6 protein-coding genes are annotated in these 10,297 nt (G+C 71.8%); 4 read left to right on the forward strand and 2 right to left on the reverse strand.

What is annotated here, in order from left to right; all coding sequences use genetic code 11:
* Positions 1-138 precede the first annotated feature (138 nt).
* From CCN51_RS59170 to CCN51_RS09785, 3 genes are all read left to right on the forward strand, one after another.
* Positions 139-4,365, forward strand: coding sequence for a type VII secretion EssC family protein (locus tag CCN51_RS59170; protein WP_086859450.1), 4,227 nt, complete (start codon positions 139-141; stop codon positions 4,363-4,365).
* Between the two features lie 142 nt (positions 4,366-4,507).
* Entirely contained in the window at positions 4,508-4,798 is a 291-nt protein-coding gene (locus CCN51_RS09780) for a hypothetical protein (RefSeq protein WP_014174819.1), read from the forward strand.
* 43 nt (positions 4,799-4,841) lie between these two features.
* The gene (locus CCN51_RS09785; RefSeq protein WP_014174820.1) at positions 4,842-6,530 is read left to right on the forward strand and encodes a serine/threonine-protein kinase; all 1,689 of its coding nucleotides are present in this window, start codon (positions 4,842-4,844) and stop codon (positions 6,528-6,530) included.
* Between the two features lie 93 nt (positions 6,531-6,623).
* On the opposite strand, the gene CCN51_RS09790 is transcribed toward CCN51_RS09785, so the two are convergent.
* Entirely contained in the window at positions 6,624-7,526 is a 903-nt protein-coding gene (locus CCN51_RS09790) for a helix-turn-helix domain-containing protein (protein WP_264349384.1), read from the reverse strand.
* Positions 7,527-7,782: 256 nt separating this feature from the next.
* Positions 7,783-8,751 (reverse strand): AraC-like ligand-binding domain-containing protein, encoded by a 969-nt coding sequence (locus CCN51_RS09795; RefSeq protein ID WP_043486371.1) that lies wholly within the window; start codon positions 8,749-8,751, stop codon positions 7,783-7,785.
* Between the two features lie 217 nt (positions 8,752-8,968).
* Here CCN51_RS09795 and CCN51_RS09800 point away from each other — a divergent pair.
* Positions 8,969-10,297: putative T7SS-secreted protein (locus CCN51_RS09800; protein ID WP_245881597.1), on the forward strand; the 1,329-nt coding region annotated here is incomplete at its 3' end.

Genomic DNA, 10,297 nt, shown 5'->3' on the forward strand with positions numbered 1-10,297 from the left:
CTGGGTCAACGACTGTGCGCTCGCCGTCAATGCCCTCCGGCCGGGCCTGCGCGAAACTCGACGCGCCCCTGCCTCACGTGAACCTGCCTCACGTGAACCTGACCCACTGAACCTGACCCACCCTGGAGTGACTGCGCGGTGCGGATCGTCTATGCCGACGGCAAGACCGAGCGGGAAATGGAACTGCGTGTCGGCCGGCCGAACGCCACGCTGGCCGACCTCGCCGCGGCTTTGGACATTCCGGCCAGCGGGCTGAGCATCGACGGCCGGACCGCGCCACCGGAGACGGGTCTTGGCGAATCCGGCCTCGCCCACGGATCGCGGGTGGCCCGCGCGGGCTGGGGCTCGGCCGGCGGGCCGCGGGTGTCGGCAGCCGTGCTGCGGGTGGTCGGCGGTCTTGAGGCCGGGCGCAGCGTTCCGCTGCGGGTGGGCAGGACGGTCATCGGCCGGGGCGCCGAGGCGGATGTGCGCGTCGTGGCCACGGGGGTGTCCCGACTGCACGCCGCCCTTGAGATCTCGGCCGACGGGCAGGTGCACATCACCGACCTGGACACGGTCAACGGCACCGACGTATCCGGTGAGCGGATCTCCAAGGCCGTCCGGCTCCAGCCCGAGGACCTGGTCTCGCTGGGTGGCGAGGTGATGGTGCGCGTCCTGCCGCAGGACCGGCTCGGCCCCGTACAGCGGGTCAACCCGGTCCGGGAGGTGGGGCCCGGTGGCACCCTGCCGTTCAACCGCCCGCCGCGCGGCGGCAGGCCTGGCGACCCGCCGCTGATCGCCGCGCCGTCGTCGCCACCGAGCGCGAACAAGGCGCCGTTCTCCATCGCCAGCATGCTCGGTCCGCTGGTCATGGCCGGTGCGATCGTCGGCATCACCCGCGACATCCGCTATGCGGCCATCGCGGCGCTCACCCCGCTGATGTTCGTGGGGAACTTCCTGGAGGAGCGGCTGCGGGGCCGCTTCACCTTCCGGCGTGGAATGCGGGATCACACCGCCCGGGTCAAGGAGTTCGAGCAGGCCGTGGCCGCGCGCCATGCGGCGGAGATCCGTACCCGCCGGGCGGCCCACCCCGACCCGGCGGAGGTGGTCCGCCGGGCGACCGCTCCGGGGGTCGCCCTGTGGGAACGGCGCCCGGGCGCCCCGGACTTCCTCAAGACGGTGGTCGGCACGGCCGATCTGCCCTGGAACCCGCCGCTGGACACCGACTCCTCGGAGCCGGCGCCGGAGGTGGCGGACATCGTGGGCGCGCGGTGTGTGCTGCCACAGGTGCCGGTCGTGGTCGGAGTGTCGGCCGGTGAGGCGGTGGGGTTCGAGGGGGACCGCCGGGCGGCCCTCGGCGTCGCCCGGTCCCTGCTGTGTCAGGCGTTGGTGGGGAGCGGGCCGGCCGATGTGACGCTGGCGGTGTTCGCCGACCCGGAGCGGCTGGCGGACTGGGACTGGACGAAGTGGCTGCCGCACGGCGCGGATCCGCAGTCGGGGACGTCGCGGCTGGTGGCGGTCGGGCCGGAGCAGGCCGACACGCTGGCCCGCGGTCTGCTGGCCGCCGCGCCGCGGCGTGCGGAGGGCGGCGCCGGGCCGGTGCTGCTGGTGGTCGTGGACGGCGCCACGCTGCTGGAGGGCCGGCCCTGTCCGCTGCGGGACCTGCTCGCCGACCGCACCCTGCGCTGCGGTGCCCTGGTGCTCACCACCCGGCTGCCCGCCCTGTGCACCTCGGTGGTCACCGCCGCGCCCGAGGGCCGGGGGCGGGTGCGCGACGTGGCCTCCGACGAGGTGGTGCCGGATGTGCTGCTGGGCGGTATGCCGGTCGACGAGGCGCGCGCCACCGCCAGGGCGCTGGCCCGCTTCGAGGACCCGGAGCTACGGGTCGAGGGCGCCGGGCTGCCGGACCGTATCTCCCTGCTGCCGCTGCTGGACCTGACCGCCGTCTCCGGGGCCGAGGTCGGTGGGCGGTGGAAGACGCGGGCCCCGGCCCTGCGGGTGCAGGCCGTGCTCGGGGTCAGCGAACGGGACCTGTTCACCGTGGACCTCGACGACGACGGGCCGCACGCGCTGATCGCCGGGACCACCGGCTCCGGCAAGAGCGAACTGCTGCGCACCCTCATCGCGAGCATGGCCACGGACGCCGACCCCGAGCATCTGACCTTCGCGCTGGTGGACTACAAGGGCGGTGGCGCCCTGGACGAATGCGCCGAACTCCCGCACACCGTCGGCCTGGTCACCGACCTCGACGAGCAGCTGAGCGAGCGCGCCCTGCGCTGTCTGGACGCCGAACTGCGCCACCGCGAACGGCTGCTGCGCGAGGTGGGCCTGAGCCATATCCGCGACTACCAGCGGCTGCGCGACACCGGGGACGGGGACGGGGACATGGAGCCGATGCCCCGGCTCGCCGTGGTGATCGACGAGTTCGCCACGCTGGTCAAGGCCCTGCCGGACTTCGTCGACTCGCTGGTGAGCATCGCGCAGCGCGGACGCACCCTCGGCGTCCACCTGATCATGGCCACCCAGCGGCCGGCCGGCTCGGTCAACGACGCCATCAAGAACAACGTCAAACTCCGTATCGCGCTGCGGCTTGAGAGCACCGGGGACTCACAGGACGTCATCGACAGTTCGGCCTCGGCCGGGATCGGCACCCGCCAGTGGGGCCGCGCCTACTACCGGCTCAGCGCGCGCGAGGTGCTGCCGGTGCAGACCGCGCTGTCCACCGGGGTCACCCCGCAGGCGGCGGTGACCGCCCCGGTGACGATCGCACCGTTCATCCTGGGCATGCCGGTGCTGACGGCGGCCACCGACGGCGCGGAGGGCGAGACCGATCTACGGCGGCTGGTCACCGCCGCGCGACAGGCCGCCGACCTGTCCGGATTCGCCCCGCCACGGCGGCCCTGGCCCGATCCGCTGCCCAAAGTGCTGCACCGCGCGGACCTCCCCGCGGTCGCCGAACAGGGTCTGCACACCGAGGCCGCCGGCCTGCCCGCCTGGGCGCTCGCCGACGACCCCGACCGGCAGCGGCAGTACGCGGTCGGCTGGGACCCGGCCGCCGGAAACATCGTGGTCTACGGGGGTGGTGGCGCGGGCACCTCCACCGCCCTGGCCGCGCTCGCCCTGTCCGTCGCCGGCTCCTGCCCGCCCGACCGGCACCACATCTTCGCCCTCGACCTCGGCGCGGGCGACCTGGCCCCGCTGGCCGCCCTCCCGCACACCGGCGCCCACATCGGGTCCGGCGAACGCGAGCGGCAGATCCGGCTGATCAAGCTGTTGCGCCGGGAGCTCGACGCACGCAAGGCCCGCGGCCCGGCCGGCTCCCCGGACTGGCTGGTGCTGCTGGACAACCTCGGCGCCCTGCTCTCGGACTTCGACAAGGACGTGGCGGGGATGAACCTGATCGAGGAGCTCGCCCGCGTCTACGCCGACGGCCCCGCGGTCGGCATCAGGTTCGCGGTCAGCGCCGACCGCTCCGGCGCCGTACCGACGGCCTGGTCCGCCCTGACCCAGACCAAGCTGCTGCTGCGGCTGGCCGACCCCGGCGAGTACGGATACTTCGACGTACCGCGCAACGCGGTCCCCAGCTATGTGCCGGGCCGGGCGCTCGTGGCCGCCAACCGGCAGGTGATCCAGATCGGCTGGCCGGGCGAGGACCTGGCCGCCGCCGTCGCGGAAACCGCCGCCCGGTGGACCGGCGCCCAGCGCAGCGCCCCCGAGGTCGGCCTGTTGCCCACCGACGTCCCCGCCACCGCCCTCACGGCACCGGCCCAGACCGCCACGGACCCCTGGTGGCTCCCCGTCGGCCTGGACTCCGACACCCTCGGCTGCGCCGGACTACGGCTGTACGAACGCGAACACGCCCTGATCGCCGGGCCGCAGCGGTCCGGCCGCAGCACGGCCCTGTGCACACTCGCCCGTCTCGTAACGGCCTCGGCGTCCACCGACACCCCGACCACGGTCGTCGGCTTCGCCCCGCGCCGCTCCCCACTGCGGGACCTGCCCGGTCTGACCGCCCTGGCCACCACGTACGACGACCTGGAACAGACCCTCACGGCACTCCCCCCAGGCCGGCCCGTACTCCTCCTGGCCGACGACGTCGACACGGTGGAGGACGAACGCGGCTTCCTGGAACAGTGGCTCTCCTTCCCCGCCACCGGCCACCACATGATCGCCGCCGGCCGCGCCGACACCCTGCGCCGCTCCTACGGCCACTGGACCCAACGCACCCGCGACAGCCGCTGCGGCGTCCTCCTGTGCCCCGACCACGACCTCGACGGCGATCTGCTGGGCACACAGCTGCCCCGCCACGACCGCATGGCACCGCTGCCGGGACGTGGCTACCTCGTCGTGGACGGCGTGGCGGCGGGGGTGCAGGTGGCGAACTGAACCATCAACACGGGCTTATGGAGTCTTGCACCGAGCGCATATGCACTGTGCGCTCCAGATCAATGACACGGCGAAGCCCGGGACCGGAGAATTTCGCGATAAGTCACAACTCCGGGACCGATCAAGAAACAGGAGAAACACCATGGCAGATGACAAGATTTCAGTCGACCCCGTCGCACACCAGGCGAGCAGCAAGTTCCTGAGCATCATCGGCGGCGGCTTCCAGGATGCCATCAAGCAGCTCTCCGACGCCGGGACCACCCTGAGCGACCCGAACCACTGGAGCGGCCCGTACGCCGCCCAGTTCCGTTCTTCCTGGAGCAGCGCCCAGACCGACCTGAACAAGATCAGGCACTCCCTGGACGAGTTCCAGAGGAAGTTCGACACGGTCCTGAGGAACATCTCCGCCGCCGGCGGCCAGCACCAGCGCTGACCGCCCCGGAGCGTCACAGCAGGAACTCCCTAAGGAAACTCCCATGTCTGAGAGGGACCCGGTCCACCCCTGGACCGGAGAGCTGAGCAGCGCCGACCTCGAACGCCTCGGCGCGGAACCGCTACGGCGGTCGGACCCGGTGGCGATCGGGCCCTACCGGGTGCTGGCGCGCCTGGGTGGCGGGGGGATGGGCCGGCTCTACCTCGGGCGGGAAGCGGGCGTGGAGGGGGAGGCCGCGGCCCCGTACGGGGCCGGGGCGCTGGTGGCCGTCAAGGTCATCCGGCCGGAGCACGCCGAGGACCCGAGGTTCCGGCGCCGGTTCGAGCGCGAGGTCGAGGTCGTACGGCGGGTCCACGGGAAGTACACCGCGGGGCTGGTCGCTTCGGGCTTCGACGAGGAGGAGCGGCTGTGGATGGTCACCGCGTACGTCCCGGGGCCGAGCCTCGACGACACGGTGCGCCGCTTCGGCCCGTTCCCCGCTCCGGTCGTATGGCGGCTGGCGGACGAGATCGGGGAAGCGCTCGCCACGCTCGCCGCCGCCGGGATCGTCCACCGCGATCTCAAGCCGTCCAACGTCCTGCTGGGCGCCGACGGGGCGCGGGTCATCGACTTCGGGGTCGCCCACACCACTGACGCCAGCGTGCTCACCATGACGGGTCAGCACGTGGGCACCCCGGCGTTCATGTCCCCCGAGCAGGCCGACGGCAGGGAGGCGGGCACCGCCTCGGACGTCTTCTCGCTCGGCTCGGTGCTGGCACACGCGGCCACCGGCAGAACGCCGTTCGGCGAGGGTTCGACGGCCGATGTCATCCACCGCGTGGTCTACTCGCCGCCCAGCGCGGATGTGCTCGCCAAGGTGACGGAGTCCGATCCGGCCCTGGCGGAGTTGATCGGCCGGTGTCTGGACAAGAGCGCGGAGGGACGGCCGAGCCCGCAGGAAGTCGTCGACACGGCGCGGCAACACGCACCGGCCCAGGAGTGGCCGGCGTCGCTCGCCGAGCTGATCGGGGCCCGCTCCGCATGGAGCGGGCTCGCCGCCGCGGTGTCGCCGATGGAACAGCTGACGATCCTCCGCCGCGGCGCCCCGGAGCGTACGCTCAAGCCGGCGCCGCCCAAGAGCCGCCGGGGCCTGGTGTGGGCCGCGGTGGGGACCGTCACCGCAGTGGCCATCGGGGTGGTGGCCTTCGCCGTACCGGGGATGGGCTCGTCGGACGACGGCAGGAAGCAGGTGGCCGCGACGGCCTCGAAGTCCGCACACCACCCGCGGGCGTCGAAGTCATCCGCGGCGAAGCACTCGGCGAAGCCGTCGCCGAGCGCGACGTCCGCCCCCGCGAACCCACAGGGTGGTGGCGGTGGCAACGGCGGTGGGTCCGACGAGACCCAGCCCCCTGCCGAACAGAAACAGCCGACCAGGACCATCACCAAAATCATCACTGCCACCCCGAACCAGCCCAAGCAGACGCAGCCTCCGCCCAAGACCTCGCAGCCGAAGCCGTGGAAGTCCTGCCAGTACTACTCCGGCACCGCGCTCACCCAGCAGGGCAGCAGGGGAGCGGCCGTCCGCCAGGTGCAGTGCATCCTCAAGGCCCGCAAATACGACATCGGGCCCCACGGCATCGACGGGCAGTTCGGCCCCGACACGAAGGCAGCGGTCATAGCCTTCCAGCGGGATCACAACCTCCATCGCGACGGCCAAGTGGGAGAGGACACCTGGCCGGCGCTCCGCGCCTGAGCGCAAATGCCATCGAACGCTGTGGCTGAGCCGGCGGTCCCCCGCCGGCTCAGCCACAGCACCACTGGCGACCGCTACCGCTACCGGACCCCGTTACCGGACCCCCGCGGGCACACCCTCGCGCCTGCGGTACTCGCCCGGCGTGATCCCGTACTCCTTCTTGAAGGCCCGGTTGAACACCGCCGCGTCCTGGAAGCCCCACCGGGCCCGGATCACCGCCATGCTCTGCCCCGCAAGGCACGGGTCCGTCAGATCGGCCCGGCAGCTCTCCAGCCGCCGCTCCCGGACGAAGCCTCCCACCGTCTGCTCGTCCTGCCGGAACAGGTGGTGCAGATAGCGGACCGAGATATGGTGCGCGGCCGCGATCGTCGTCGGCGACAGATCGGGATCGCTGAGGTTGCGGTCGATGTACGTCTTGATCTCCCTCAGGAGCGCCACCTGCCGCGGCAGTCGCGCCGCATCGTCCAGTACGTCGGTCACACTGCTGAGGAACGCCACCGCCAGGTCGACCGCGGCGCGCCCGACCCAGGTCGCCTGCGGGATGTCCACTGCCGCGGCGGGTCCGGCCAGCCCCTCCAGGAATCGCGCGAGAAGGGCCGCCGGGCCCGAGTCCGAGGGCACCGGCCGCGCCACCAGGCCGCGCAGCGCGTGGTGCGGCAGCGACAGCGCGCTGCCCGGCAGATGCAGGACCATCGCCCGGGGCGGTCTCGCCCGGTCGGCCGCCGCCGCGTCGAACGGCTCCCATGGGTCCCACAGCACGAGTTGGCCTGGCTCCAGACGGATGGCGCCGGACCCCCGGCCCAGCGTCAGCGGCCCGTCGGACACCAGGACCAGCCGCCACCCCCGCGGATCGCCGCTCCGGGCGAGCAGCGAAGACAGTGCGGGAAAGCACAGCACGGACAGCCGCACCGGCCCCAGCTCCAGCTCGGCCCGGTGCCCGGGCCGACCAGGATCGCTTGTCGAGAAGGCAGTCGCCGTCGGCTGCCGTGAGCGCAAGAGCGATTGCGATGTAATGATGTTGCCTTTCCCCTATTTTGTCCCGCCCGCTGCGGCTCGCCCGGCAGCGCGCCGAAGCACTCGGTCGAGGGGGTCATGGGACCGGGCCCCGGTGTGCGCCGGGCGATGTGCCGCAGCGGGCGCGGCAGGCACGGCATGACCACGGCGCACCAAAGGGGGCGCGCCAACACCATTGCCTGCTCAACGAGTCTGCCGAGGTGGTGCGGGACTGTCCTTAGCGTTGGGCGCCAGCCGCTTAGCGCTGGACGCCAGTCAGGTGCCGGAAGTCCTTGGGCGGCATGCCGTAGGCGGCACGGAAGGCGCGCGTGAAGTCGGCCGCCCGGCGAAACCCCCAGCGGGCGGCGATGGCGTGGATGGGCCGCATACACAGCGCCGGATCGGCCAGCTCGCGGCGGGCCTGCTCCAGCCGCTGGTGGCGGATGTACGCGGAGACCGTCGTCTTCTGGTGGCGGAAGAGACGGTGCAGGGAACGGACCGAGATGTGCTGAGCCGCCGCGATCTGCTCGGGGCTCAGCTCGGGGTCGGCCAAGTGCTGATGGATATAGCCGCGGACGCGCATGGCCAGGGCGTGGTGAAAAGTCTCCGGCGGGCCTTGGGCGCCCCGCTGCTGGGCGAGCAGGGCGGTGGCCAGGTCGAGCGCGATGGCGCCCAACCGCGCGGAGTCCGACGGTCCGTAGGGCGTGGTGTCGGTGACCAGGCCGGTGACGAACTGGGCGAGCAGGGCGCCCATCCCGGTCCGCCCCGGCAGCCTCATCGCGAACTGCCGCTCGGCCAGGCCGCCCGGCAGCGGCAGCACCGCCCGCGGGATCAGCATCTCCGCGGCCGAGACCGTACCGTCGGTCGCGTCCAGTTGCCCCCGATAGGGATGCGAACTGCTCACCAGCGCCAGGTCGCCCCGCCCGGCCACAACCTCCTGGCCGCCCTGGGCGACCCCCACGCGCCCGGCCAGGGGCACCGAGAGGTGGTAGATCTCCGGGTCGGACTGCCTGATCAGCGCCGGGGTCCGGAAGGACTCCAGAGGCGGGCACGAGAACACGGAAACCTGGACGACACCGAGGTCCAGCACCCGCAGCGTGCCGCGGAAGTCGGCCGCGTGCTCCGTACGGATGACATGGGGCGAGTGACTTGCGAACGCCAGACCGCGCCAACTCTCGAACCGCTCCGCCACGGGTAGTTCATCACCCCGAAATAACGTCTCGATCATTCTCCGTGCCTCCCCCGTAGGTCCTGATGCCTCTGGCCGCCACGTCCTGACGGCTGACGGCCTGGCCCCGACTCGTAGCGAGTCTGGACGGCGATCGAGTTGTTGCGCAGCCCCGAATCATCGCGCGCAACAATCCTGACCTCGGCTGATCGCACCGAACTGGGGTCGGTACCCTCATCCGGAATGCCGTGAGGTCCTGGTACGGGGGTAACTGCGCGTGGGGTTTGGAGACTTCGTTCCGGATGGGGTCAAGGACTGGGTCGAGGATCGGGTCGAGGACGTCGGTGAGGCCATCGATGACGCGGGGGACTGGACGGGCGACCGGCTGGATGACGTCGGCTGGGAGAGCGGTGCGGACTGGGTCCGGGACAAGTCGGATGCGGCGGCGGACGCGCTGGGCGCGGATGTCGACGAGATGCAGTTGGGGGAGAGCGAGGATCCGAAGAAGCTGATCCATGGCAGTTCGTCGAAGCTGCGCTCAACGGCCGGCCATCTCACGGACTTCAAGACCGCGTTCAACAATGTGGGCAAGGGGTTGCGGGGGCTTGGTTCGCGGTCGTTGAAGGGGAAGGCGGCGGACTCGTTCCGGGAGAGCGTGTCGGTCGAGCCGAGGAAGTGGTTCACGGCGGCGGACGCGTGTGAGAAGGCGTCGGGGGCGCTGGAGCGGTTCGCGGGGACGGTGGAGTGGGCGCAGGGTCAGGCGGAGGAGGCGATCCGGCGCTATAAGAAGGGCAAGAAGGCGTCGGAGGACGCCCGCTCGGCGCATAACGACACGGTGGGCGCGTACAACAGGGCGGTGGAGGCGTACAACGCGCTGCCGGCCGATAAGCGGGATCCTGTCTCGCTGCCGGACAAGCCGGGCGCGTTCCATGATCCGGGGGCGGCCGATATGAAGGCGGCGCAGGACTTGTTGGCGGAGGCGCGGCGGCAGCGGAACGAGGCGCAAGGGGTGGCGAAGACGGCGGTGGAGGCGGCGCGGGACGCCGCGCCGAAGAAGCCGTCGTACGCGAAGCAGGTGTCGGACGGGCTGGAGGGCCTGAACCTGGATGCGGGTCATTTCCTGGGTGGTGTGGTGAAGGGGACGGCGGGGCTGGTGAATTTTGCCCGGTCGGTGAATCCGATGGACCTGTACAACCTCACCCATCCTGCCGAGTATGTGACGAATCTCAGCAGCACGGCTGCTGGTCTGCTGCGGATGGCCAATGACCCGGGGGCGGCGCTCAAGGGTATGTGGGATGCGTTCCAGAAGGATCCGTCGGAGGGTCTTGGGCGTTTGGTGCCGGAGTTGATCGGGACGAAGGGTCTGGGGGGTGCGAGGGCGGCGGTCGCGGCTGCTGAGCGGTTGCCCGCGACTTTGGCCCGGGCGGAGCGGCCGGGGTTGCAGACGCTGGCCAGGGATGGGGCGGCGCCGCATGCGACGCCGGATGGGGCGAAGACCGCCGGGGGTACGGATCCGGTGGACTTGGCGTCGGGGCGGATGTATCTGCCGCAGCGGGATGTGGTGTTGCCGGGGGCGTTGCCGCTGGTGTTCGTGCGGCGGGTGGAG

Origin of the sequence: Streptomyces milbemycinicus (assembly GCF_002154605.1) — a bacterium.
GTDB lineage: Bacteria > Actinomycetota > Actinomycetes > Streptomycetales > Streptomycetaceae > Streptomyces > Streptomyces milbemycinicus.

Excerpts from the sequence above, each read along its gene's own strand:
- CCN51_RS09795 (WP_043486371.1), bottom strand. The coding sequence starts at position 8,751 with ATGATCGAGACGTTATTTCGGGGTGATGAACTACCCGTGGCGGAGCGG.
- CCN51_RS09780 (WP_014174819.1), top strand. The coding sequence starts at position 4,508 with ATGGCAGATGACAAGATTTCAGTCGACCCCGTCGCACACCAGGCGAGC.
- CCN51_RS09785 (WP_014174820.1), top strand. The coding sequence starts at position 4,842 with ATGTCTGAGAGGGACCCGGTCCACCCCTGGACCGGAGAGCTGAGCAGC.